Consider the following 23,778-nt stretch of genomic DNA (forward strand, 5'->3'; position numbering starts at 1 on the left):
CCTCCTGGTGACAGGAGGCGCCCTTAACGGTCAAGGGTAGTCAGCGACCGAGCGTGGCGAACCCTCGCGGGGCTCGTCGCAGCGCCTCTCGGCCGTGACCGCGGCGTTGCCGCGATTGGTTTCGACGGTACCGCCGCCCTCGCTGCTCTGGCAACCCAGTGTGCGGTAGACGTCACGGAGCAGGTCGCCGACCTCGAAGCGGCCGACGGTGAGGTCCAGCGCGTCGAGCTGGTCGAGGATGGCGTCGGTCCTGATGACGGTGCCGGGCAACGGTTCCACCGGTTTCGGCAGTCGCGGGCCGGCGGTCCAGAACCCTGCCGTTGTGTGTACCTCCGGTGTTTCCGGCGCCTTCGGGGTGATGTGGCTCAACGCTGACACGCGGTGGCTGCGCAGCTGCTCGAGGAGCTCGTCGCGGCCCTTGCCACGCCAGGCGAGGATCTGGAACGGGTCGCTGTCGAACTCCTCCGCCAGGACGTAACAGGCGGCGGTGAGGTGCCGGCAGGGTTTCTGCCAGCCCGGGCAGTCGCAGTCCATGACGAGCTCGGCGAGGCTCTGGGGAAAGAGCGACAGGCCGAACGTCTGCAGGATGCCGTCCAGGTCCTCGGGAAGGTGCCCGGCGAGCAGTTTCGCCGCGTGCCGGGCCTCCTGCGCGAGGGCCCGTTCGATGCGGGACCAGTCGGCGGCGGAGAACGCCCTCGTCGCGATCCGCGACCGGTAGGTGTCGCCGTCCTCGTCGAGCACCAGCGCGGTCACGATGCTGCTGGAGATGGTGAGCGAGCGCACGTTGCCGGCGCGGGCGTAGCGGCGGCCGACGGAAAATGTCGTACCCATCCGCAACGATTCCAGCATGGCGATGAACTGCTGGGACCACCTGGTTTCACTCATCCGTCGCCTCCGGGCGCAGCGTCATCAGGTCCAGGAGGTCGTCGGTGGACAGTCCGGTGAGCCATCCTTCGCCGCTGCCGACGGCGACCCCGGCGAGCGTGCGTTTCTCGGCCATGACGGTGTCGATGCGCTCCTCGATGGTGCCGACGCAGACGAAGGTGTGCACCTGCACGTCCCGGCGCTGCCCGATGCGGAAGGCGCGGTCGGTGGCCTGCTGTTCGGTGGCCGGGTTCCACCAGCGGTCGACGTGCACGACGTGGTTGGCGGCGGTGAGGTTGAGCCCGGTCCCGCCGGCCTTCAGCGACAGCAGCAGCACCCCCGGGCCCGTCCCGGCCTGGAAGCGTTGCACCATCGCGTCGCGGGCGCCCTTCGCGGTGCCGCCGTGCAGGAATTCGACCCCGGTCCCGAGCCGCGCGGCGAGGTAGGGCGTCAGCATGTGGCCGAATTTGGCGAACTGGGTGAAGACCAGCGCCCGGTCCCCGGCGTCGAGGGCGGTCGCGAGGATCTCCTCGAGGCGGGCCAGCTTCCCCGACCGTCCCGGCAGGGGAGTGCCGTCGCCCATCAGGTGCGCCGGGTGGTTGCACACCTGCTTGAGTTTGGTCATCGCCGACAGCACCAGGCCCTTGCGCTGGTCACCGGCGCGCCCCTCGCGCAGCTTGACGAAGAGCTCGTCGACGACCGCCTTGTAGAGCGTGGCCTGCTCCAGGGTCAGGTTGCACCACTGCCGGCGTTCGAACTTGTCGGGCAGGTCGGCGATGACGGCCCGGTCCGTCTTCACCCGCCGCAGCAGGAAGGGCCGGGTGACCCGGCGCAGCCGGGCGGCCGCGTCGGCGTCGGCGTAGCGCTCGACCGGCACCGAGTAGCGGGCCCGGAAGATGCTGGCCGGCCCGAGGATGCCGGGGTTGAGGAAGTCGGCGATCGACCACAGCTCCGTGAGGCGGTTCTCCACCGGCGTCCCCGTCAGCGCGACCCGGTGCCGCGCCGGGATCTCCCGCACCGCCCTGGCCGCGGCGCTGGTGCTGTTCTTCACGTGCTGCGCCTCGTCGAGCACGATGCGGTCCCAGTCCTTCGCCGCGAGCCGCTGCACGTCACGGGTCGCCACCTGATAGGTGGTGAGGACCAGGTCCACGTCGTCACGCAGCGCCCGCTCGGTGCCGTGATGCACCGCGACCCGCAGCCCCGGCGTGAAGCGTTCGATCTCGCGCCGCCAGTTTCCCAGCACCGACAGCGGGCACACGACCAGCGTCGGCGGCCGCGGCCCGCGCTCCCGCAGCAGCGCCTCCAGCGCGAGCACCTGCACCGTCTTGCCCAGCCCCATGTCGTCGGCGAGCAGCGCGCCGACCCCGAGCCCGTCGAGGAAGGCCAGCCACGACAGCCCCTTGCGCTGGTAGGGCCGCAGCGTCGTGGCGAGGGACGCGGGCGGGTCGAGCAGTTCGAGGCGTTCCACGGCCCGGCCGGTCAGCAGGTCCGCGAGCCAGCCGGTGCCGTCCACGCCGGTGACCGGCAGCGGCAGGTCACCCTCCGGCGCGAGCCGCACCAGCCGCATCGCCTCACCGGCCGACATGTGCCCCTGCCCGCCGCGGGCGAGGAAGGCCAGGCCGGCCCGCAGCCGGTCCCGGTCCAGGTGCACCCAGCGCCCACGCAGGCGCACCAGCGGCACCTTCGCCCGGGCCAGCTCCTGCAGGTCCGCCTCGCTCAGGAACTCGTCACCGATGGCGAGCCCCCACCGGTAGCGCACGATCGCGTCCCGGTTCGCCGTCGTGTCCCGCAGCACCGGGCTGGCCGGCTGCGCGGTGTGCGTCGTCAGCGTCAGCCCCAGATCCTGCCGCCGCTGCCACTGCGCCGGCAGCAGCACCCCGAAGCCCGCGTCGTGCAGCATCCCCGCGTGCCGCAGGAAGCCGTATGCGCCGATCGTGTCCAGCCGCAGCCGCTCGGGCCGCGCCTGGTGCAGCGCCTCGTCCAGCTCAGGCCAAAGCCGGCTGGCCCGGCCCAGGTCCTCCAGCAACACGTCCTGCGGGTAGTCGACCCACCGGAAGAGCGGCGACGACGCGTCCAGCCACACGTCGTGCGCCGGCACGAGCAACCCAGGCTCGGCAACCGGCTGCAACAGAAACTCCAGCAACCACCCCGACACATCCCGCCCGTCATCCACCCGCACCGCACCCTGCCCCTGCACGGCTGCATGGCCGTGCACCGCGCCGTGCCCGTGCACCGCGCCGTGCCCGTGCACCGCGCCGTGCCCGCCGCTGTCGGTGTCGACGGCGTCGTCGAACTCCTCGACAAAGGTCAGCCGGAAGCACAACCGCACCGCCGCGGGCCGCCCACTCGCCGCCCACCGCCGCACAGCATCACGCACCCGCCGCACATCTGTGCTCTCCCGCACCGCCCGCCCAACGCCCTCACCCCGCCCGCGGACCCCGCCGTTCTCCCCACGGACGCCGCTGTCCTGCTCACGGACGCCGCTGTCCTGCTCACGGACGCCGCTGTCCTGCTCACGGACTCCGCCGGCCTGTTCGCGGATGTCGCTGTTCTGCCCGTCGGCCGTGCTGTCGTGTTCGCGGACGCCGCTCTGCCCGCCGACAGTGCCGTTCTGCCCGCCAACCCCGCCGTCCTGTCCGCGGACGTCGCTGTTCTGCCCATCGACCGTGCTGTCCTGTTCGGCGACACCGCTCTGCCCACCGGCCTTGCCGTTCTGCCCGCCGACCCCGCTGTCCTGTGCGCGGATGCCGTTCTGGCCGTCGGCCGTGCTGTCCTGCGCGCGGACTCCGCTGTCATGTTCGCGGACGTCGCTGTTCTGCCCGTCGACCATGCCGTCCTGTTCGCGGGCCCCGCTGTCGTGTTCGCGGACACCGCTCTGCCCGGCGACCTTGCCGTTCTGCCCGCCAACCCCGCCGTCCTGTGCGCGGATGCCGTTCTGGCCGTCGGCCGTGCTGTCCAGCGCGCGGACTCCGCCGTCCTGTTCGCGGACGTCGCTGTTCTGCCCGTCGACCGTGCTGTCGTGTTCGCGGACGCCGTTCCTGCCGTCGACCGTGCTGTCCTGCGAGTGGAGGCCGCCGTTCTGCCTGCGGACCCCGCTGTCTTGTCCTGGGACGCCGCCGTTCTGCGCGTCGACATTGCCGTTCTGGCTCGCCCGCGCCACCTCGCCCACACGGTCGCCTTGCCCGCGAGCGCTGTCACCCTGCCCGCGCGCATCATCGCCCCGCCCGAAGTTGCGGTCCAGCCGACTGGGCCCTTCTCCGGCCTCCTCGCCGGGCACCATTCCGGCCTGCCCGCGGGGGGCTTCGCTGGTCTGGCCGCCGGCGCGGCCGTCCCCGCGGACGGCGCTGCGGTGCTGGCCGTCGGGTCTGTCGGCTGGTGGAGGGTTTGGGCGTTCGCGGAGCGTCGCGTCGGGGGCGGTGAGCGCCGTGAGCCAGGCGCGGACGGTGCTGTCCTGCCGGACCTGGCCATCGCTGACGATCGGCCGGTTGCCGAGGGCGGCCCGCACGAGCGCGTCGACCTGGAAGTCCAGCGCCGCTCGGACTGCCTGCTCGGCGGTCCAGTCACCGGCGGCGCAGGCGACTCCCGGCATGGCGCGCCACAACGCCTCGAAGGTGACGGCGTCGTCACCCCAGACCACGGGGCGCCAGCGGGCCTCGATCGGGTGGTCGAGCAGGTCGGGCAGGACCCGGCCGCGCTGGACCAGGTCGGTGGCGAAGGTCACCAGATCTGTCAGCGTGCCGATCGAAGCACCTGGCCGGACGTCCTCCACCGGCGCCCGGCCCGGGTCGAGGGCGTCGAGCTCCGCGACCGGCAGGGGCTCGAGGTCGACGCCGGCCGCAACGTGCACCACGGGGACCGTCCATAGCATCGTCCGAGCGGTGTCCGCCGGGGCACCGGCGGACAGGTCCGGCGATGGGGCAGGGCGGGAGCCGACCGTCGGCAGCGCCAAGTCGGCGGTGCCGACGTCGCCGGCCAGCGGTGGCAGCGTTGCGAACGGGTGCGGGACCGCCCGCCGCGGGCGGCGCTGGAAACCTGGGGCGGGGCCGGGGGGTGTCTCGGCCCAGCAGCCCAGCTGGCCTCCCGCGGTGATGACCCCGTGCACGACGTTCACCTGCAGACCCTACTGCGGGTTGCGCCCATGACCGCGGACGCCGCCCACAGCAGTGGCGCAACGTCCGGCGTCGAGATCCGACGAAGGCGAAGATTCACGCCTGCCGAGCACGTGGCGATCGGCAGCACGCAAAGGTGCGAGCAGTCAGGTGTCGCGGCGCCGGGTCAGGACGAGATCGGCGTAGTCGTCGCCGGCGACGCCCTCGTTGACCCACCGCTCGGGGGTGGCACCCGTCAGCCGCTCCGCCAGTTCGATCGCGGCGAGCGGGTCGGCGGCCCTGCCGAGTTCGGTGCCCTCGCCGACGTACTGCTCTTCCTCCGCGCAGAGGGGCGGCAGGTTCGGCAGGTCCCGGAAGTCGTCGTCGATGTCCATGGCGGTGTGCACCGCGACCCGGAACAGTCCGTCAGCAGGGCCCACGGACACCCACCGGATCCCGGCCACCCCGGCGACGTCGACCGGGCCCAGGAACTGCTCGATAGCTTTGTCCCGCCGTAACGCCCCGAGTGTGAACGCACGCGTCAGATACCGCACCGCTGCACCGTAGAACATCGCCCGCCGGCTGCGAAGAGTCGGCGAAGTTCCACGATCGTGGATGGCGGGAGGGGGCGCGGTCCGGTTAGGTGGACGGATGGCGGAGCGGGGGCACGCGGAGCGCGGTGGTCGTCGGGTGGGGCTTGGTCGGCGGTTCAACCGGCTGTGGGCGGCGTCGGCCGCGGGGAACCTCGGGGACGGGGTCTACCGGGTGGCCATTGCGCTGCTCGCTGCGCGGCTGACCAGCGATCCGGTGGCGTTCTCGGCGCTGGCGGCGCTCGGGTTCCTGCCGTGGCTGGTGCTGGGGTTGCCGTCCGGGGTCCTGGTCGACCGGCACGACCGGCGGCGGCTGGCGCTCGTCGTCGGCGCGATGCGCACCGGGGTCCTCGCGGTGCTGCTCGCGGCGGTTGCGGTGGATCGGGCGTCGTTGTGGCTGCTGTACGTCGTGGTCCTGGTGCTCGGCGCGGGCGAGACCGTGTACGACAACGCCGTCGGCTCGATGGTGCCGGCGGTGGTCGGCGACCGGGAACGGTTGGAGACGGCGAACGGGCGGCTGCAGGGCGCGGGGTTGCTGGCGCACGACTTCGTCGCGCCGCCGCTGGCCAGTGCGGTGTTCGCGATGGCGGCGGGGGCCGCGTTCGGGATCAACGTCGCCTGCTTCGCGCTGGCGGCGCTGCTGATGCTGGCGTTGCCCGGCACGTACCGGGCGCAGGTGGACCAGCCGACGCGGATGACGCAGGCGATGGGGCAGGCGGTGCGGTTCGTGCGCGGTGACCTGTTGCACCGGGCGATGCTGTCGGTGGTCGTGGTGCTCGGCTTCGCCAATGCGATGGCGATGGCGCTGGTGGTGCTGTGGACGCGGGAGGTCCTCGGCATTCCGGAGGCGGCGTTCGGGCTGTTCCTGCTGACCGCCGCGGTCGGCGCGCTCGCCGGCAGCCAGACGGCGGCGTGGGTCGCGGCGAGGACCGGTCGCGGGCGCGCGATGGCGTTGTCGGCGGTCGTCACCGGCCTCGGCATGCTGCTCGCCGCGGCCACCCGCTCGCCGTACGTGGCGGCCGTCGGCTGGGCGCTGACGGGCTGGGCGATCCTGGTGTGGAACGTCGTCTACGGCTCGCTGCGGCAGCGGCTGACGCCGGACGCGCTGCTGGGCCGGACCATCGGCATCTACCGGGTGGTCGCCTGGGGCGTGATGCCGCTCGGCGCGATCGCCGGCGGGGTGCTCGCGGACGCCGGTGACCTGCGCACCCCGATCCTCGTGGCGGCGCTGCTCACGCTCGCCGCCGGCGGGTACGCCGCGCTCCGCCTGACCAACACCCGCGTCGACACCGCGATCACCAAGGCGGACGCCGAAATGAAAAACACAACAGACGGAGCGGAAGCGGCAGAAACGACGGGAGACGCGGTCAGTGGTGGTCGCGGCGCAGCGTGATCTGGAAGGTGCGGGCGGGCGGGGCCGGTTCGCCGCTGAACGCGGCGAGCAGCGTGCACGACAGCGGCGCCGCCGGGGCGGTGATCTGATGCGCGGTCACGTGCGCGGAGTCCCAGTGGATGCGGGGCAGGTCGCGCGACGGGCCGAAGCAGGCGTCCAGCTCCGCCCGGGTGAGGGCCGCCTCGGTGAAGGAGATGACGACGGCGGACAGGCCCGCGCGGTCGTTCATCGACAGTTCGAGCCGGGCGGTGCCGGGCGGGCTCGGCTGCACGAACAGCCGGCCGAAGTCGTCCTGCGTCGGCGCCGGCAGCCCGAGCAGCGCAGCGACCTCGGCGGGGTGTTCGGTGGTGACCCCGCAGATGCGCCGCGCCCAGGTCCACAGCAGGTCGGTGGTGATCGGGCGGGCGATCAGGTCGAGCAGGTGCGCCGGGGCGGGCGGGCGGCGCCAGACGGTCGGCCAGTCGTCGAGGTCGACGAGTTCTGCCCCGTCGACGATGAGGGTGTACAGCGGCTCCGCCGGGAAGTCGTTGACCCGCACGGTGAGGGTGCGCCCGTCGACCTCGGCGTGGTAGGGGAACTCGCCGTCGCCCGAGTGCTCCCACCGGATGGGCGTGGCGGTCAGGTCGCTCATGACACGATCCTCAGGGGCCGGAAGCAGGCGATGGACAGGCAAAGCGGACCCGGACAGCGTATGGGGTGTCCGCAAGCCCACACTTGAGCGCCGTCACAACTGCCACCGCTGCGGGTCCGCAAACGCTAGCGTCGCTGGTGCAATGCGCAGACATGTCATGTGGGCGATCGGGCTCACCGCGTACATCATCGCCGTGTTCCACCGGTCCTCCCTCGGGGTCGCCGGGGTAGCCGCGGCGGATCGCTTCGGGGTCGGCACGTCGCTGCTGGCCCTGCTGTCCGTGGCGCAGCTCGCCGTCTACGCGGGCATGCAGATCCCGGTCGGGGTGCTGCTGGACCGGTTCGGGTCGCGGCGCATGCTGGTCGTCGGCGGGCTGCTCATGGTCGCCGGGCAGCTGCTGTTCGCCTACGCCGGGGACATCGGCCCCGCGATCGCGGCCCGGGTGCTCATCGGTGTCGGCGACGCGATGACGTTCATCAGCGTGCTGCGGGTCGTGGCGATGTGGTATCCGCCGCGCCGTAACCCGCTGATGGTGCAGCTCACCGGCATGGTCGGGCAGCTCGGTGCGCTGTCGTCGGCGGTGCCGCTCGTGGTGCTGCTGCGCGACGCGGGGTGGACGGCGACGTTCCTGGGCGCGGCCGTGCTCGGCGCCGCCGCGGTCGCCCTGGTCGCGCTGACCCTGAAGGACGCACCGGCACAGGAGCAGGGCAAAGCGGATAAAACGCCGAAGGCGTTGAAGCTGTCGTGGGAGCATCCCGGCACCCGGCTCGGGCTGTGGACGCACTTCGTCGCGCAGTTCTCCGGCAGCGTGTTCGCGCTGCTGTGGGGGTTCCCGTTCCTGACGCAGGGGGAGGGCCTCGCCCCGGCGACCGCCGCGCTGCTGCTGTCGCTGCTGACGGTCGGCGGCATCGTCCTCGGCCCGGTCATCGGGCACTTCTGCGGGCGGCTGCCGTACCATCGCTCGACCCTGGTCCTCGGCATCGTGGCCGGCTCGGCCGCCGCGTGGGCCGTGGTGCTGCTGTGGCCCGGCCGGGCGCCGCTCGCGGTGCTGACCGGGCTGGTGCTGGTCCTCGCCGTGAACGGACCCGGTTCGATGATCGGGTTCGACTACGCGCGGTCGTTCAACCCCGCGGGGCGGCTCGGCGGCGCGACCGGCATCGTCAACGTCGGCGGGTTCGCCGCGTCGATCGTGTTGATCGTCGGCATCGGCGTGCTGCTGGACCTGCAGACCCCGGCCGGCGCCGCGCACCCGACGCTCGGGGCGTACAAGTGGGCGTTCGCCGTCCAGTACGTGCTGTGGGGCGTCGGCGCGGCGCAGGTGTGGCGCTACCGGCGCACCACCCGCCGCATCATGCCGCCGGAGCACCTCGCCGCGATGCGCCGCGGCGAGGCACTGCCCGTCACGCCTTAGCCAGGGTCCGCCACAGGAACTCGAAGGTCAGCGCCCACTTGAACGCCAGCTGCGCGTTGTCGGCGGCGCCGCCGTGGCCGCCCTCGATGTTCTCGTAGTAGGCGACGTCGTGGCCGTGCTCGCGCAGCCGGGCGACCATCTTGCGGGCGTGCCCGGGGTGCACCCGGTCGTCCCGGGTCGACGTGGTGATGAGCGTCGGCGGGTACGGCACGCCCTGCCGCACGTTCTGATACGGGGAGAACAGGCTCAGGTACGCCCAGTCGTCGGCGACGTCCGGGTCGCCGTACTCCGCCATCCACGACGCCCCGGCCAGCAGCAGGTGGTAGCGGCGCATGTCCAGCAGCGGCACCGCGCACACGATCGCGCCGAACAGGTCCGGGTAGCGGGTCAGCATGACCCCCATGAGCAGCCCGCCGTTGGAGCCGCCCTCGATGCCGAGCTGGGCGCGGGTGGTGATGCCACGCTCGACGAGGTCCGCGGCGACCGCGGCGAAGTCCTCGTAGGCGCGCGGCCGCTTCTCCCGCAGCGCCGAGCGGTGCCACTGCGGGCCGTATTCGCCGCCGCCGCGGATGTTCGCCACCACGTACGTGCCGCCGCGCGCGAGCCAGCCGCGGCCGATGATCGAGTTGTAGGACGGGACCCGCGACACCTCGAAGCCGCCGTAGCCGCTCAGCAGCGTCGGCCCGGGTCCCGCCGAAGGGTCGCCGACCACGAAGTACGGCACCTGCGTACCGTCGGCGGACGTGGCGAAGAACTGCCTGGTGGTGATCCCGTCGGTCGGGAAGTAGGACGGGCCCTGCTTGAGCACCACCGGCGGGTCGCCGCCGAGGACGCCGTGGCGCAGGGTCGGCGGCAGTGTGAAGCCGCTGGACAGCAGCAGGAACTGCTCGTCGGCGTCGGCGTTGGTGTCCCACACGTCGGTCTGGCCCAGCTCGAGGCCGCCCAGCACGGTGCGCTCCCAGTGCCCGTCCACGAACGACAGCAGCTCCAGCCGGCTCTGCACGTCGGCGAGCAGGACCAGGATCAGCCCGTCGTGGGTCCAGTCGCTGTAGGACAGCGACGTGTGCGGGTCGGGCGTGAACAGGGTCGTCAGGTCCCGGCTGCCGGCGAGGAACGCGGCGAGGTCGACGATGAGCAGCGACCCGGCCGGGTGGGTGGCGCCGCCGACGGCCCAGTCGGTGCGGACCCGGATGAGCAGCCAGTCGCGGTGCAGGTCGACGCCGGCGTCGTCGGGCACGTCCAGCTTCGTCAGCTCGCCGTCGACGAGCAGGTGCCGCTCGGCGTGGAAGAAGTCCAGCGACCGGCGGATCAGGGCCCGTTCACCCTCGGCGGACGGGTCGCTGGACGCGCGGACGGACACGTCCTCGGCGGTGCCCTCGAACACCAGCGGCGCCTCCAGCACGGGGGTGCCGCGCCGCCACCGCCGGACCTGCCGCGGGTAGCCCGACGACGTCATCGCGTCCGGCCCGGTGTCGGTTCCGACGAAGATCTCGTCGATCGAGATCCAGCTCACGTCGCTCTTCGCCTCGGGCAGGGTGAAGCCGCCGTCCACGAACTCCTTGCGGTCCAGGTCGAACTCGCGGACCACGGCCGCGTCGGCGCCGCCGCGGGACAGCGACAGCAGCGCCCGGTGGTCGCCGGCGAGCGGCCCGCGGCGCAGGTAGGTGACGCCCTGCCAGACCCAGTTCTCGTCCTCGGCGGCGGCGAGGGCGTCGAGGTCCAGGACCGTCTCCCAGGCGGGGTCGTCCGCGCGGTAGTCCGCAAGGGTGGTGCGCCGCCACAGGCCGCGGGGGTGGTCGGCGTCCTTCCACAGGTTGTAGACCCGTTCCCCGTGCCAGGCGATCATCGGGATGCGGTCGTCGGCGTCCAGCACGGCGCGGATCTCGTCGCGCAGCTCGGCGAAGCGGGCCTCGCCGGCGAACGTGGCGACGGTCTCGGCGTTGCGGTCACGGACCCAGGCCATCGCGTCGGCGCCGTCCACCTCCTCCAGCCAGAGGTGGGCGTCCTCAGCGGTGATCGTGTCGGTCATCGGTTCAGTCTGACGGAACGGCGGCGGGCAGTGCCACGCGGACCGCCTGGTTGCCGGCCCAGGTATCGGCGAACGTGGCCGGGTCGACCGCCCTGCCCCACAGCCAGCCCTGCGCGAGTGGTACACCCAGCGCGATGAGCACGTCACGCTGCGCCGGGGTTTCCACGCCCTCGGCGACGACCGCGAGGTGCAGGGCGCTGCTCATCGCGACCACGGCCCGGACGATCTCTTCGTCCTCCGCGCTGGTGCCGAGGCCGTTGACGAACGACCGGTCGATCTTCACCCCCGTGACGGGATGGCGGCGCAGGTACCCCAGCGCGGAGAACCCGGTGCCGAAGTCGTCGACGGCGATCCGCACGCCGAGGGCGCGCAGCTCCACGAGGACCCGTTCGGTGAGGTCGCTGCCGTCGACCATGACCGACTCGGTGATCTCCAGGACCAGGTTGGCGGCGGGTACGCCCGCCTGGCGCAGCGTGCCGGCGAGCCGCTCCGCGAACGCCGGGTCGCCGAGCTGCCGCGGCGAGACGTTGACCGACATCCAGAAGTCGTCGTCGACCACGCCGTCGGCGCGCCACCTGGCCAGCTGCGACACGGACTCGCGCAGCACCCAGGCGCCCAGCGCGGAGATGAGGTTGGAGTCCTCGGCGACCGCGATGAACATGTTGGGCCCGATCCAGCCGCGGACCGGGTGCTGCCACCGGCACAGCGCCTCGGCGCCGGCGGGCCGGCCGGTGATCATGGTGACGATCGGCTGGTAGGCGATGCTGAGCTGCTCGTGCGCGACGGCGGCGCGCAGCGCGACCTCGATCTCGACCCGCTCCCGGACCGCGTCGCGCATCGAGGCGTCGAAGACCGTCCAGCGGTTGCGGCCGGACTCCTTCGCCCGGTACATGGCGGTGTCGGCGTCGCGCATGAGCGCGTCGGCCTGGTCGGCGCGCGCACCCTTCGGCGACTGCACGATGCCCATCGACGCGCCGATCACGACGTCCGCGGTGGCGCCCTCGGCGGTGACCACGACCAGCGGCCGCTCGACGCACTCCATGATCCGCCGGGCGTTGGCCATCGCCTCCGGCTCGGTGCAGCGCTGCACGACGACGAACTCGTCGCCGCCGACCCGGGCGATCGTCGCCGCGGGCGGCAGGGCGTGCCGCAGCCGGGTGCCGACGTCGATGATGAGCTGGTCCCCGGCCGTGTGCCCCCACGAGTCGTTGACCAGCTTGAACCCGTCGAGGTCGAGGTAGAACATCCACACGTTCGCGCCCCGCTCCGGGCGGTCGTCGCCGAGCAGCCGCTCGACCATGATGCTCAGCATCCGCCGGTTGGGCAGGCCGGTGAGCGGGTCGTGGGTGGCCTGGTGCTCGAAGCGGCGCTGCGCGGCGGCGTGGCTCTGCACCGCGTCGGAGGCCCGCACCAGCAGCAGCGCGACGATCGCGGCGCCACCGAGGCCCAGCGCCCAACGCTTCACCGGCGTCTCGGCGCCCAGCGTGACGGTGAGCACGAACGGCATCGCCACCGCCGGCCCGATGAGCAGCATCCGGGGCAGCGACCACGCCTGGATCGGCAGCGGGGTGGCCCGCGCGAGGGCCTTGGCGGTCGGGTGCAGCGCGGCGGCGCCGCCGAGCGTGAACGCCAGCAGGAACGGCAGCGCCATCAGCCGCGGCCCGGTCACGTCGCCGTTGCGCCCGATGATCGCGTAGCCGAGGTCGCCGCAGAACACCAGGACCATCATGGAGCCCATCAGCATGAACGACGGCTGCCGGACGGCCGTGGTGAACGCCAGGTTGGCCACCAGCAGGACAGTGACCGTGTCCAGCAGCGGATACAGCCCGGCGATCAGGGTCACGATGAGCGGCCGGCCGGGGATCGACGCGGTCGGCAGCACGAACAGCAGCGTCGAGGCGAGCGCCGCGCCGATGCACACGATGAGCCCGTCGAGCAGCGCGTGCCGGTCCATGCCCCACCGGCTCTGGAACGTGACCAGCGAGGCGATGAAGAACCCGAAGCCGCACACGGTGAACGCGTCGCCGATCTGCGCGATCGGCGCCGGCTGCTCGACCAGCATGGCCCGCACGATGATCCCGACGAGGAAGAACGACGCGGCCGCCGTCATCAGCCGCCACGGCCGGCGCGGCCACACGCCGTGCAGGCGCGGCCCGAACGCCCAGGCCAGCACGCACACGCCGCCGATCACCGCCGATGCCAGGTCGGCCGCGACATTCACGGCGAACAGGACGGTGCAGATGGTGCCGAGCGCGAGGAACGCCAGCCAGAGCCGGTCGCGGCGCAGGCTCACCCGGCCACCTCCCAGCCTTCTCGTCGTGCGCATCCTATCGGCGGCACCGAGTGCTGGTTGAGGTCTTTGCGGCCGGGCGCGCCGCGCCGGACGGCCCGCACCGCGTCGGCCGTCCGGCGCGGCGCCGGGGTCAGGACAGGTCGCGCAGGGCGTCCTCGATGCCGCGGTGGAACGTCGGGTACGCGTAGATCATGTGGCGCAGCGTCTCGACCGGGACCTCGGCGTGCACCGCGACCGCGAGGGCGGACAGGACCTCGCCGCCGACCGGGCCGGCGGAGGTGGCGCCGACGAGGATGCCGCGGTCGGCGTCCTCGACGAGCTTGATGAAGCCCTCGTTGCCGGCCTTGTGGATCCAGCCGCGGGACGAGGCCGGGACCTGCCCGGTGCCGACCCGCACCCGCAGGCCGTTCGCGCGGGCCTGGGCCTCGGTCAGGCCGACGGCGCCGATCTCCGGGTCGGTGAACGTCACCCGCGGCGTCGCCCGGTAGTCCGCCGGCGGGCCGTCCTGGCCGAGGATGTCGCGCACGGCGATGCCCGCCTGGTACATCGCCATGTGCGTGAACGCGCCGTGGCCGGTCACGTCCCCGACGGCCCAGACCCGCTCGCCGGCGCGCATGCGGTCGTCGACGGTGATGGCGCGGGCCGCCGGGTCGAGGCCGAGCCGGTCGATGCCGAGCTTGGACAGGTCGACCTTGCGGCCGGTGGCGACGAGGAGCTTCTCGGCGGTGACCGTTTCGCCGTCGGACAGGGTCACCGTGAATCCGGCCGCGTCGTGGCGTACCGACGACGCCTTGACCCCGACGTGCACGGTGACGCCGTCGCGGGTCAGCGCGTCGCGGGCCAGGTCCGAGGACTCGGGCTCCTCGAGGGCGACGAGCCGGTCGAGGGCCTCCACGACGGTGACCGTCACGCCGAAGCGCGCGAAGACCTGGGCGAGCTCGACGCCGATCGCGCCGCCGCCGAGCACGATCAGGGAAGCGGGCAGGGTCTCGGCCTCGATCGCCTCGCGGTTGGTCCACAGCGGTGTGCCGGCGAGGCCGTCGATCGGGGGGACCGCCGGCTCGGTGCCGGTGCCCAGGACGATCCCGCGGGTCGCCCGGAAGACCCGGTCACCGGCGGTGACCTCGTCCGCGCCGGTGATCGTGGCCCAGCCGCGGACGAACGTGACGCCCTTGCCGACCAGCCGGTCGACGGCGACCTTGTCGTTCCACGAGTCGGTGGCCTCCTCGCGGATGCGCCGGGCGACCGGGGCCCAGTCGGCGCGCACGTCGGCGGCGCCGGCCAGCTGCGGCACGCGCCTGGCCTCGGCGAGCGCGTTGCCCGCCCGGATCATCATCTTGCTCGGCACGCAGCCCCAGTAAGGGCACTCACCACCGACGAGCCTTCCCTCGATGCCGACCACGCTCAGGCCCGCCTGGGCGAGGCGCCCGGCGACCTCCTCGCCGCCGACACCCAGCCCGACCACCACAACGTCCACGGTTTCCGCCATGGCGCAACCCTATGGCCTGCCGGCGCCCGTAAGAGTTACAGACCGCGAACGTGCCCGCGCCGCGACCGTCGTGCCGCGAACACCGACCGCGACCGCCGGGCGGCGCCTCGGCTACCGGTCGCCTCGGCTACCGGCGGCTACTGGTCGCGGCGGCGGGACGCGCGGACGCCGAGGAAGCCCAGGACGCCGACCGCAGTGCCGAGGGCCAGCGACACGGTTATCAGCCCGACGTGGATCCAGAAGAACGCCGAACCGTGCGCAACCGTCCACGACCGGTCGTCGTCCCAGATCGCCAGCAGGAACCGCGGCCAGATCAGCCAGCTCCACACCGCGACCGCGATCAGCAGCAAAGACCAGCGCCGGGACAACACCACCGCCGCAGTATGCCAGCGCCCCGTGTCAGACGATCGGGGTGACCGCCGGCAGGGGGGATTACAGCAGGTCAGAAAGCCTGTCGGGTGTTCGGCGCATTCTGGTCACCGGGCCGTGACTTTCGGTGAACGACACCGGATCGTGGTGATTCGAACGCACGGAGTGAGTGTGTTCGTGCTCCATGGATGGGGAGATGCGGATGATGAAGCCGATGACGGGCCGTCGTCGATTGCGCGCTGGCGCGTCGGGACTGGTCGCCGTCGCGACGTCGCTGGGGTTGCTCGCGTTCGGTGGCGCTGCCGCCGCCGTGACCAGCCCCGAGCCCACCGGCGGCAACGGCCGCCTCGGTGGCGGCTGGTCTGCCGACGAATGGCCGGCGGGTGCCGGCACCACGCTCAAGAGCGTGCGCTCGATCATCAAGGCGGACAGTGGCGCCGCGGCGTCGCTGACCGGCCAGGGGGTCGGGATCGCGCTGATCGACACCGGGGTCGCCCCGGTGGCCGGACTGCCGGCCGCGCAGCTCGTCAACGGCCCGGACCTGTCGTTCGAGTCGCAGTCCGGGCAGTTGCGCTACCTGGACACGTTCGGCCACGGCACGCACATGGCCGGCATCATGGTCGGCAACGACGCCGCGACCGGCACGATCGGGCTGGCACCCAAGGCGAAGGTGACCTCCGTCAAGGTCGGCACCGCCACCGGCGCCAACGACGTGTCCCAGATGATCGCCGCGATCGACTGGGTGGTGCAGAACCGCAACCACGACCCTTCGAGCCCGATCCGGGTGCTGAACCTGTCCTACGGTTCGAGCGGCATGTCGGCCTCCACGGTCGACCCGCTGATGTTCGCCGTCGAGCAGGCGTGGCAGGCCGGCATCGTGGTCGTCGTCGCCGCGGGTAACGACGGCAACACCACCACCGCGCTCACCAACCCGGCGATGGACCCGTTCGTCGTCGCCGTCGGCGCGTCGACCACCAACAACACCGTCGCGATGACCGACGACGACCTGGCCTCCTACACCAACAACTCCAACGCGGCCCGCAAGGTCGACCTGCTGGCACCCGGCACGTCGATCGTGTCGCTGCGCGACCCGGGCTCCAACGTCGACCAGCAGTACCCGACGGCCCGCGTCGGCGACACCGGCTTCAAGGGCAGCGGCACCTCGCAGGCCGCGGCCGTCACCGCCTCGGCAGCGGCGCTGCTGCTGCAGCAGCGGCCGTCGCTGACCCCCGACCAGGTCAAGAAGCTCCTGGTCTCCGGCGCGACGGCGCTGACCACCGGCACCGCCGGGCAGAAGGGCATGAAGGAGCTCAACGTCGCGGCGACCATCGCCCTGGCCACCCCGACGACCACGCAGACCGCCACGAAGGGCACCGGCACCGGCTCGGTGGAAACCGCTCGCGGCGGCAACCACCTGTCGTTCAACGGGATCGAGCTCAGCGGCGAGCAGTCCATCTTCGGCCCGTTCAACGGCGCCGCGTGGGCCAGCCTCGCCGCGCAGAAGACCAGCTGGAACGGCGGCATGTGGATGGGCTACCGGATGGCCGGGGACACCTGGACCGGCGCCGGCGGCACGGGCGGCACGGGACAGATCACCGGCTACGCCGGCAAGTGCGTCGACGTGCAGAACCGGCAGAACATCAACGGCACGCCGATCCAGCTGTACGACTGCAACAACACCCCGGCGCAGTACTGGGTGCTCGCCGCGGACGGCAGCGCGCAGGCCCTGGGTAAGTGCCTGGACGTCACGGCCGCCGGCACCGCCAACGGCACCAAGGTCCAGCTCTTCGACTGCAACGGCACGCCGGCCCAGCAGTGGCGGGTCAACACCGCCCGCCAGCTGGTGAACGTCAACGCGAGCAAGTGCCTCGACGTGGACGGCTGGAACACCGCGAACGGCACCGCGCTGCAGATCTGGGACTGCCTCGACCAGGACAACCAGCGCTGGGTCCCGCCGTCGACGTCGCGGACCTGGGCCGCCGCCTCGTGGCAGGGCACCCCGTGGACCGGCACCGGCTCGTGGAGCGACCCGGAGTGGTCCGAGCAGTACTGGACCGGCCACTACTGGTCCGGCCACTACTGGAGCGGTCACTACTGGTCCGCCGACGACTGGTCGACGTCCAGCTGGTCGTAACGCTTTCCCCGGCACCGCACAAGGCGGGGCGCTCTCACCCACGAGGGCGCCCCGCCGCCGTTCCTGGACGCAATTCCGGGATGATCTGTCGGACTCTGGCACCTAGAGGTTTTCGAGTCTGCCGCGGTCGATGTAAACCTGCGCCCATCGGGCGATCCGCGCCCTGTACCGGTCGATCAGTGCGGGGCCGAGTTGGCTGACCGACTCCTCGAGCAACGCGTCGTGGGTGAAGACGTAGACGCGATGTGAAGATGCGGCGCCATGGTCGGTACGAGGCACAACCGTCCTGCCGAAGTCTCCAGCCAGGATGTGCTCGAGCTTGAACGGTGGCAGGCCGGTCAGCTGCTGGAGCTCGACAGCGCTCAGGCCGCCTCGCCGCGCGGCGAGGAATCCGATGATGTCCTGCTCGGCCTTGCCCCGCTGAAGAAGGCCGTTGAGCTCACGTCGGGCCCGCGACGCAACATTCGTGGCGTGGGGAGACACGTCGAGATGCCGGATGCGACATTGCCGCAGGGGATGGCCGTCTGCGACGTCATGTGGCAACGGAGGATCCGGCCTGCTCGATACGATGACTCGGACCTGATCCCCAAGCAGGCTGGGCAGTATTGATGCGATGCTGGCGAGACCCGTGCCCGGCCGGCTCTTCCCGTCCTCATCGAGCCCGTCGACGACCAGGACGAGCTGACGGCCGAGTTCGGCTACCTGCTGCAATGCGTCGCGAATCATCGATCGCCGATATGTATCCCGCAGTGTCAGCACACCCGTGGACGGCATGGGCCGGCCCAGAATCGCCGCCAGTTGTTCGGAGAGCACATCAACGAGCCCGATACTGTCGGCATGACCCGCGAGGCGCGACGTCACGAAGAAGGACACGACGTCGACATCCTCCGGCGGGTTCCGGACAAACGTCGCCATCAGCGCTGACTTACCGGCCCACGGCGGGGCCTGCCACCACACGTATTGATCGGTCCCGCTGCAGAATCGGGCCAGTTCGGTGAGCTCGGTCTCTCGATTCACCAGGCCATTCGTCGGAACGATCTCGGCGACTTGATCGACGTAGCTTGACCGAGGCCACCAGTGCGGCCGCCCGCGCGCTCTGGGTCGGGCGTTGCGCCGGACCGGTGCCGCCCGGTTTGCCTCGACCTGCTCGACCAGGTCACACGCGCGTTGCTGTACGTCGGGACTGGCGTGCAGCGCAATGACGAGACTCTGGGTCATTGTCAGGCTCGGAAACTTCTTTCCCCGAAGGACTTCGCTGAGATGAGAACGAGCGGGCTCCCGGCCCAGTGTTTTTGACATGCGAAGCGCAATCTGCCTCAGCGAAGGACGATTGTTGTCCTCGTAGGCGCGTTGCAGTATCTGGAGGAGATCCCGGACCGGGTCGTCACTCAACCGCCCGCGGCCATGGGTGCCCAACGCTGATCCCTCCGGCGATCCTCTGCCGGTGGCACCCCGGCTGAGACTAGGGGGACTCTACCGCCGCTGGTCGCCGCTCGCTATGACAGCGTGTTCGCTGGTGTGTTCGCCGAAAGAACACGTCGTGGGGCAGAAGCTGGTCAATCGGCGACCGTGAGACAGGTGTTCGCCAGCGAACCAACGAACAGCGCAGAACCGGTGGAGTGGACGCAGAGCATCGTGCTCGTCCGCGACATAGGAGGGTTCAGTGGGGCGAAAGATCACACTGCGACAGGCCGCGATCGGGGTTGCCGCGTCAACAGTCGGCCTTTCTGGAGGTGCCGTTGCCGATGCCTTGGCGTCGCATGCGCACCACACGGACCTTGGTGCAGGTCGGCTCGCGACAGTGTTGGTCAGCAGCTGGGTCTATTGCAGACTCGACGATGCGATCGAGCGCGACCGGTAGCAACGGCTGTGACGGGTGGAGCGCATCTCCCCGGACAGAGGCGCTCCACCATTCCAAGGTCGGCTGTCCGGCCAGCTATGCGGTCGAGTCGTTCAGGACGGCGTCGGACAGGACCGGCCAGACCTCGGCGGACCACTCGCCGAAGTCGCGGTCGGTGAGGCACGCGCAGGCCAGGCCCGCGACCGGATCGACCCACAGGAACGTGCCGCTGCGGCCGAAGTGGCCGAAGGTCGCGGGGGAGTTGCGCGAACCCGTCCAGTGCGGCGACTTCCCGTCCCGGATCTCGAAGCCGAGACCCCAGTCGTTCGGGTCCTGACGGCCGAAGCCCGGCAGTACACCGGAGACACCCGGAAATTGCACGGAGACGGCCTCCGGCATGAGGTCGGGGACCAGCGACGGGTCCAGGAGCTCCTGGCCGAGCAGGGCGAGGTCCGACACCGGCCCGCGGGCCCCGGCGGCCGGTGAGCCCTCCAGGGTGGTGCCGCCCATGCCGAGCGGGCGCAGCACCGACTCGGTCAGCAGCTCCGCGAACGTGCCGCCGGTGCGGGTCAGGACGAAGTCGGCGAGGAGCTCGAACCCGCGGTTGGAGTAGATCCGCTTGCGGCCCGGCGCGGCGACCTGCGTGTCGTCGTCGAACGCGACCCCGGAGGTGTGCGCGAGCAGGTGCCGCACCGTCGCACCCTCCGGCCCGGCCGGCTCGTCGAGCGTGACGTCGCCCTTGTCGACCGCGACGAGCACCGTCAACGCCGTCAGCAGCTTCGTGACCGACGCCCACGGCAGCGGATCGTCCGGGCCGGTGCGGTCGCGGACCCCCTCGGGACCCACGACCGCGACCGACGCGGTTTTGACTGGCCAGGTGCTGACGAGATCCAGGGCGCTGCTCACGCCCTCGAACCTACGGCAGGGCGTTCAGGAACGGTTCCTGGGTGTTCATGAACTCCCAGTTGTAGTAGCGGTCCCAGTTGATCGACCAGGTCATGAGCCCGCGGAAGGCCGGTGAGGTGCCACCGCGCAAGGTGTACGACCCGCAGCCGCTGCCCTTGACGAGGCAGTTGACGGCGGCCTGGACGACAGCCGGGGCGACGTAGCCGTTGCCCGCGCTGACGGCGGCCGGCACGCCGAACGCGATCTGGTCGGCGCGCAGCCCGGGGAACGTCTGGCCGGTGTTCGCAACCGGGAAGCCGGCCTTGAGCATGTCGGTCATCGCGATGTGGAAGGTGGCGTCGCCCATCTGGTGGTACTGGTTGTCCAGCCCCGTGATCGGACCGGAGTTGTAGTCCTGCACGTGCAGCACGGTGAGAGAGTCCCGCAGCGCGTGGATGACCGGCAGGTAGGACCCGGCCCGGTTGTCCCCGGCGCTGGTGCCGCCGTAGAACTGGTAGCCGAGCTGCACGAAGAACGTCTCCGGCGCCATGGTGAGCACGAACTTGGTGCCGTACTTCGCCTTCAGCGACTTGAGCGCGGCGATGAGGTTCACCACCACGGGCGTGGTCGGGTTGCGGAAGTCGCTGTCGCCGGCGTTGAGGTACAGCGAGTGGCCCTCGAAGTCGATGTCGAGGCCGTCCAGCCCCCACCGGTCGATGATCGCGCTGACCGAGTTGACGAACGCGTCGCGGGCCGCGGTGGTGGTGAGCTGCACCTGGCCGTTCTGCCCGCCGATGGAGATCAGGACCTTCTTGCCCTGGGCCTGCTTGGCCTTGATTGCGGCGAGGAAGTCCGCGTCGGACTCGACGTTCGGGCACTCGGCGACGGGGCAGCGGTTGAACCGGATGTCGCCGGACGTGACCGACGTCGGCTCACCGAACGACAGGTTGATGATGTCCCAGGCGGCGGGGATGTCGGCCACCCGGATGTACCCGGAGCCGTTGGCGAAGCTGGCGTGCAGGTAGCCGATGAGCGCGTGCTTCGGCAGCCCGGTCACCGGCGGCTGGCTGGTGCTCGGACTCGGACTGGTGCTCGGGCTCCGGCTCGGGCTGGCGCTGGGGCTGGCACTCGGGCTCTTGCTGGGGCTCTTGCTCGTGGTGGGCGACACGGTCGGCTGCCCGCCGGGCCCGTCGAGGGAGATGTCGTCGGCGTTGTAGGCGCCGGTGCCGTACCACCCGTGGACGAACACCTGGACCGACGTCTGGCCGGCGGCGGTCGTGAACGGCACGGTGAGCTTGCTGTACGCGGTCCCGCTGGTCCAGGTGGACGCGCCGCCGGTGATGCCGAGGTACACGTAGGAGCCGCGGACCCAGCCGCTGAGCGTGTAGGCGGTGCTCGGCTGGACCGTCACCGTCTGCGTGCACTGGGCGGTGTCGGACGCGGTGGCGTTGCCGTTGAGCGCGTAGGAGCCGGAGTGCACCGGGCTGGTCACGGCCCCGGATCCGCTGCCGGTGCAGGACCACCCGGACAGCGACCCGCTCTCGAAGCCGGGATTGGTGAGAAGGTTGGCGGCGTAGGCGTTCGTCGTTACGAGCAGGCCGGTCACCAGCAGGATCCCGGCGCCGAGGATGAGCGCGATGCGCTTCATGGGGGTGGACCTCCATCGACGGTGCTCGCCATTATTAGGTTTCTTAACTGTTGTTGTAAAGGCCGCCTCCGGCTTCATCTGCGCTCACCTGCTCCGGTGCCTGTGCCCGGCGGGCGGGTAAGTCGCTCGCCCGGGGCGCCGGTCGCGGGGAGGATCGACGGTATGGACGACCTGTTTCACGACACCATGCTGTGGCCGGTGCGGGTCTTCCTGCCGAAGCGGGTCGGATGGTCGCTGTGGGGTGGCAACATGCCGAACGCGCGGGACTTCCTGCTGCCCGTCTGGTCGCGGTACGCGCTGTTCGACACCGCGGAAGGGCTCTGCGACTACCTGCGCCGGGACCGCACGACGCACGTGCTGTCCCGGACGTTCGGCTGGGAGAGCCTGCGGCACGGGCTGCGCGGACGGATGCCGGACGTCTCGGACGTGGCCGACTTCCGGTTCGACCGGTTCGCCGGCTGGAGCCCACGCTACGAGGGCGGCGGGCTCGTCAGCTGCCTGGACCTGATCCGCGACCTGGGTGACCAGTTCGACGACCGGCTCCTGATCAATTTCAGCCGTCCGGGCGGGGCGCTGCGGCACCTGTACGACGTCCTGTGGGGCGAGGCGGAGCGGGTCGTGAAGCCGGAGCGGGTCGCCAAGGCGGCGCAGCAGGCGGTGGCCCGCCTCGAGATCCTGGCGAAATGGAATCCCCGGACCTGAGCCGCTGCGTTAGCATCGAGGCGCCTGTGATCGAGAGGACGTGGTCGCGAGACACGACAAGCCGGAGACGGGGCCCTGGTCGGGGAGCTGACCGAGGGTCGGGGTCTGGAAACGCCGTGCCCTGCGTGGGCGACGGCGCCGCTCCCTTGTAGTTCTCGCCCGGCGTGCAACCACGCCGCGATCACCCTTGGAAGATCATGATTCTCGTCACCGGTGCCACCGGCACCATCGGCTCCGAGCTCGTTCCCCTGCTCGCGCGGCGCCACGCCGTGCGGGCCATGACCCGCAAGCCCACCTTCCCCGGCGCGGTCTTCGGCGACCTCGACCGGCCCGAGACCCTGCCCGCCGCGCTCGACGGCGTCACGTCCGTGTTCGTCCTGGTGCCCGGGCACGGGCAGGACGGCCCCGTGCAGGAGCGGGCGCTCGTTGCCGCCGCGCGGCAGGCCGACGTCCGGCACCTCGTCAAGCTGTCCACCAGCGGCGTCACGTTCGGCGCCACCGACGCGATCTCAAACGGTCACCGCGCCGGTGAGGACGTGATCCGCGGGTCCGGGATCCCGTGGACGATCCTGCGGCCTGGGACGTTCATGACGTACCTGGAGCAGTACGCCGCCGGCATCGCCCGCGAGCGCACCATGACGGTCACCGAGACCGACCCGGTCTCCGCGATGGTGCACCCCCTGGATGTGGCGGCGGTCGCCGCGGCCGTGCTGACCACGCCGGGGCACGAACGGCAGGAGTACACGATCACCGGGCCGGAGGCGCTGTCGCCGGCGGACCAGGCCGCCGCCGTCGCCGCGGTGATCGGCGCGCCGGTGCGGCTCGCGGTGCGGACCGTGGCCGAGACCCGCGCGGTGTTCGAACGGCGCGGCTGGGGCGGGCCCCGCCTGGAGTCGCTGCTGGAGCTGAAGCGGCAGTCGGGTGCGTGGGACCACACGGTGTTCGACACCGTGCCACGGCTCGCCGGGCGGCCGGCGCTGACGCTGCGCGACTGGCTCGAGGAGCACGCCGGGGCGTTCACCGGCGGCGGCGGTACCGGTCGTCCTTGACCAGCACGTCCATCTCCACGTCGCCGTCGAGGGATCCGTACAGGCCGAGCAGGAACGCCTCGCCGTGACGCCGGACGTCACGCATGCGGGGCACCTCTGCCGCGGCGGCGGTGACGGCGTCGCCGAGGTCGAACAGGGCACGCGGCGTGCCGATCAGGAACAGGGTCGCCGCGTGCTCGGCCACCCGCACCCGTGGCGGGGTGTCCCAGCCGGGTTCCCGCCACGGGCGTGGCGCGGGTGAGCGCAGCGTGGCGGGCCGGCCGGTGGACAGGCCGGCCCGCACCGCCGTCCACCCCGCAGGGCGGAGGACGGAAGAGCGTCGGGTAGGGTAAGAGTGTACAGGGTGCGGTGGAGATATCGGTG

Annotated in this window: 17 protein-coding genes; 5 read left to right on the forward strand and 12 right to left on the reverse strand. The window is 71.6% G+C overall.

Annotated features, from left to right (window positions below):
- Nucleotides 1-30: 30 nt before the first annotated feature.
- From AB0K00_RS36610 to AB0K00_RS36620, 3 genes are all read right to left on the reverse strand, one after another.
- On the reverse strand, nt 31-885 hold the full coding sequence (locus tag AB0K00_RS36610) for a hypothetical protein (protein ID WP_363530398.1): 855 nt from the start codon (nt 883-885) through the stop codon (nt 31-33).
- A complete protein-coding gene (locus AB0K00_RS36615) occupies nt 878-4,975 on the reverse strand; it encodes an SNF2-related protein (protein WP_363530401.1) in 4,098 nt (1,365 codons plus the stop codon). The genes AB0K00_RS36610 and AB0K00_RS36615 overlap by 8 nt, the downstream gene beginning before the upstream one ends.
- 144 nt (nt 4,976-5,119) lie before the next feature.
- The gene (locus AB0K00_RS36620; protein WP_363530404.1) at nt 5,120-5,506 is read right to left on the reverse strand and encodes a hypothetical protein; all 387 of its coding nucleotides are present in this window, start codon (nt 5,504-5,506) and stop codon (nt 5,120-5,122) included.
- 136 nt (nt 5,507-5,642) lie between these two features.
- On the opposite strand from AB0K00_RS36620, the gene AB0K00_RS36625 reads away from it, so the two are divergent.
- Entirely contained in the window at nt 5,643-6,935 is a 1,293-nt protein-coding gene (locus AB0K00_RS36625) for an MFS transporter (protein ID WP_363530406.1), read from the forward strand.
- Here AB0K00_RS36625 and AB0K00_RS36630 read toward each other — a convergent pair.
- A complete protein-coding gene (locus AB0K00_RS36630) occupies nt 6,910-7,566 on the reverse strand; it encodes a hypothetical protein (RefSeq protein ID WP_363530409.1) in 657 nt (218 codons plus the stop codon). The genes AB0K00_RS36625 and AB0K00_RS36630 overlap by 26 nt on opposite strands.
- Before the next feature lie 142 nt (nt 7,567-7,708).
- On the opposite strand from AB0K00_RS36630, the gene AB0K00_RS36635 reads away from it, so the two are divergent.
- Nucleotides 7,709-8,977 (forward strand): MFS transporter, encoded by a 1,269-nt coding sequence (locus tag AB0K00_RS36635; RefSeq protein ID WP_363530412.1) that lies wholly within the window; start codon nt 7,709-7,711, stop codon nt 8,975-8,977.
- Here AB0K00_RS36635 and AB0K00_RS36640 read toward each other — a convergent pair.
- The 4 genes from AB0K00_RS36640 to AB0K00_RS36655 form a co-directional block, all read right to left on the reverse strand.
- Nucleotides 8,967-11,006, reverse strand: coding sequence for a prolyl oligopeptidase family serine peptidase (locus AB0K00_RS36640; protein ID WP_363530414.1), 2,040 nt, complete (start codon nt 11,004-11,006; stop codon nt 8,967-8,969). The genes AB0K00_RS36635 and AB0K00_RS36640 overlap by 11 nt on opposite strands.
- Before the next feature lie 4 nt (nt 11,007-11,010).
- Complete coding sequence (locus tag AB0K00_RS36645; RefSeq protein ID WP_363530417.1) at nt 11,011-13,299, reverse strand: EAL domain-containing protein; 2,289 nt, start codon at nt 13,297-13,299, stop codon at nt 11,011-11,013.
- 130 nt (nt 13,300-13,429) lie between these two features.
- Nucleotides 13,430-14,788, reverse strand: a complete 1,359-nt coding sequence (locus AB0K00_RS36650) for an NAD(P)/FAD-dependent oxidoreductase (protein ID WP_363530420.1) — start codon at nt 14,786-14,788, stop codon at nt 13,430-13,432.
- Between the two features lie 137 nt (nt 14,789-14,925).
- Complete coding sequence (locus AB0K00_RS36655; protein ID WP_363530423.1) at nt 14,926-15,162, reverse strand: hypothetical protein; 237 nt, start codon at nt 15,160-15,162, stop codon at nt 14,926-14,928.
- A gap of 209 nt (nt 15,163-15,371) precedes the next feature.
- Between AB0K00_RS36655 and AB0K00_RS36660 the strand changes: the two genes are divergently transcribed.
- The gene (locus AB0K00_RS36660; RefSeq protein WP_363530425.1) at nt 15,372-17,291 is read left to right on the forward strand and encodes a S8 family serine peptidase; all 1,920 of its coding nucleotides are present in this window, start codon (nt 15,372-15,374) and stop codon (nt 17,289-17,291) included.
- A 102-nt stretch (nt 17,292-17,393) separates the two neighbouring features.
- Here the strand turns inward: AB0K00_RS36660 and AB0K00_RS36665 are convergent, their stop codons facing one another.
- The 3 genes from AB0K00_RS36665 to AB0K00_RS36675 all read right to left on the reverse strand — a co-directional run bounded on the left by AB0K00_RS36665 (nt 17,394) and on the right by AB0K00_RS36675 (nt 21,664).
- Nucleotides 17,394-18,707, reverse strand: coding sequence for a hypothetical protein (locus AB0K00_RS36665; protein WP_363530427.1), 1,314 nt, complete (start codon nt 18,705-18,707; stop codon nt 17,394-17,396).
- Between the two features lie 520 nt (nt 18,708-19,227).
- Nucleotides 19,228-20,037 carry a serine hydrolase domain-containing protein gene (locus AB0K00_RS36670; RefSeq protein WP_363530430.1) on the reverse strand — a complete coding sequence of 270 codons (810 nt, stop codon included), beginning with the start codon at nt 20,035-20,037 and terminating at the stop codon, nt 19,228-19,230.
- A gap of 10 nt (nt 20,038-20,047) precedes the next feature.
- Nucleotides 20,048-21,664: a glycosyl hydrolase family 18 protein gene (locus AB0K00_RS36675; RefSeq protein WP_363530433.1), complete on the reverse strand. Its 1,617-nt coding sequence runs from the start codon at nt 21,662-21,664 to the stop codon at nt 20,048-20,050.
- Between the two features lie 162 nt (nt 21,665-21,826).
- Here AB0K00_RS36675 and AB0K00_RS36680 point away from each other — a divergent pair, with 162 nt between their 5' ends.
- Entirely contained in the window at nt 21,827-22,366 is a 540-nt protein-coding gene (locus tag AB0K00_RS36680) for a hypothetical protein (RefSeq protein ID WP_363530435.1), read from the forward strand.
- Between the two features lie 197 nt (nt 22,367-22,563).
- Nucleotides 22,564-23,415 carry an NAD(P)H-binding protein gene (locus tag AB0K00_RS36685; RefSeq protein WP_363530438.1) on the forward strand — a complete coding sequence of 284 codons (852 nt, stop codon included), beginning with the start codon at nt 22,564-22,566 and terminating at the stop codon, nt 23,413-23,415.
- Here the strand turns inward: AB0K00_RS36685 and AB0K00_RS36690 are convergent.
- Nucleotides 23,384-23,698 (reverse strand): hypothetical protein, encoded by a 315-nt coding sequence (locus tag AB0K00_RS36690; RefSeq protein WP_363530441.1) that lies wholly within the window; start codon nt 23,696-23,698, stop codon nt 23,384-23,386. The two genes, AB0K00_RS36685 and AB0K00_RS36690, sit on opposite strands and share 32 nt — an antisense overlap.
- Nucleotides 23,699-23,778 lie beyond the last annotated feature (80 nt).

Source organism: Dactylosporangium sp. NPDC049525, assembly GCF_040676755.1.
GTDB lineage: Bacteria > Actinomycetota > Actinomycetes > Mycobacteriales > Micromonosporaceae > Dactylosporangium.

Coding starts and splice junctions, on each gene's coding strand:
- AB0K00_RS36610 (WP_363530398.1), bottom strand. CDS start 885: ATGAGTGAAACCAGGTGGTCCCAGCAGTTCATCGCCATGCTGGAATCG.
- AB0K00_RS36635 (WP_363530412.1), top strand. CDS start 7,709: ATGCGCAGACATGTCATGTGGGCGATCGGGCTCACCGCGTACATCATC.
- AB0K00_RS36640 (WP_363530414.1), bottom strand. CDS start 11,006: ATGACCGACACGATCACCGCTGAGGACGCCCACCTCTGGCTGGAGGAG.
- AB0K00_RS36685 (WP_363530438.1), top strand. CDS start 22,564: ATGATTCTCGTCACCGGTGCCACCGGCACCATCGGCTCCGAGCTCGTT.
- AB0K00_RS36650 (WP_363530420.1), bottom strand. CDS start 14,788: ATGGCGGAAACCGTGGACGTTGTGGTGGTCGGGCTGGGTGTCGGCGGC.
- AB0K00_RS36675 (WP_363530433.1), bottom strand. CDS start 21,664: ATGAAGCGCATCGCGCTCATCCTCGGCGCCGGGATCCTGCTGGTGACC.
- AB0K00_RS36680 (WP_363530435.1), top strand. CDS start 21,827: ATGGACGACCTGTTTCACGACACCATGCTGTGGCCGGTGCGGGTCTTC.
- AB0K00_RS36630 (WP_363530409.1), bottom strand. CDS start 7,566: ATGAGCGACCTGACCGCCACGCCCATCCGGTGGGAGCACTCGGGCGAC.
- AB0K00_RS36660 (WP_363530425.1), top strand. CDS start 15,372: ATGACGGGCCGTCGTCGATTGCGCGCTGGCGCGTCGGGACTGGTCGCC.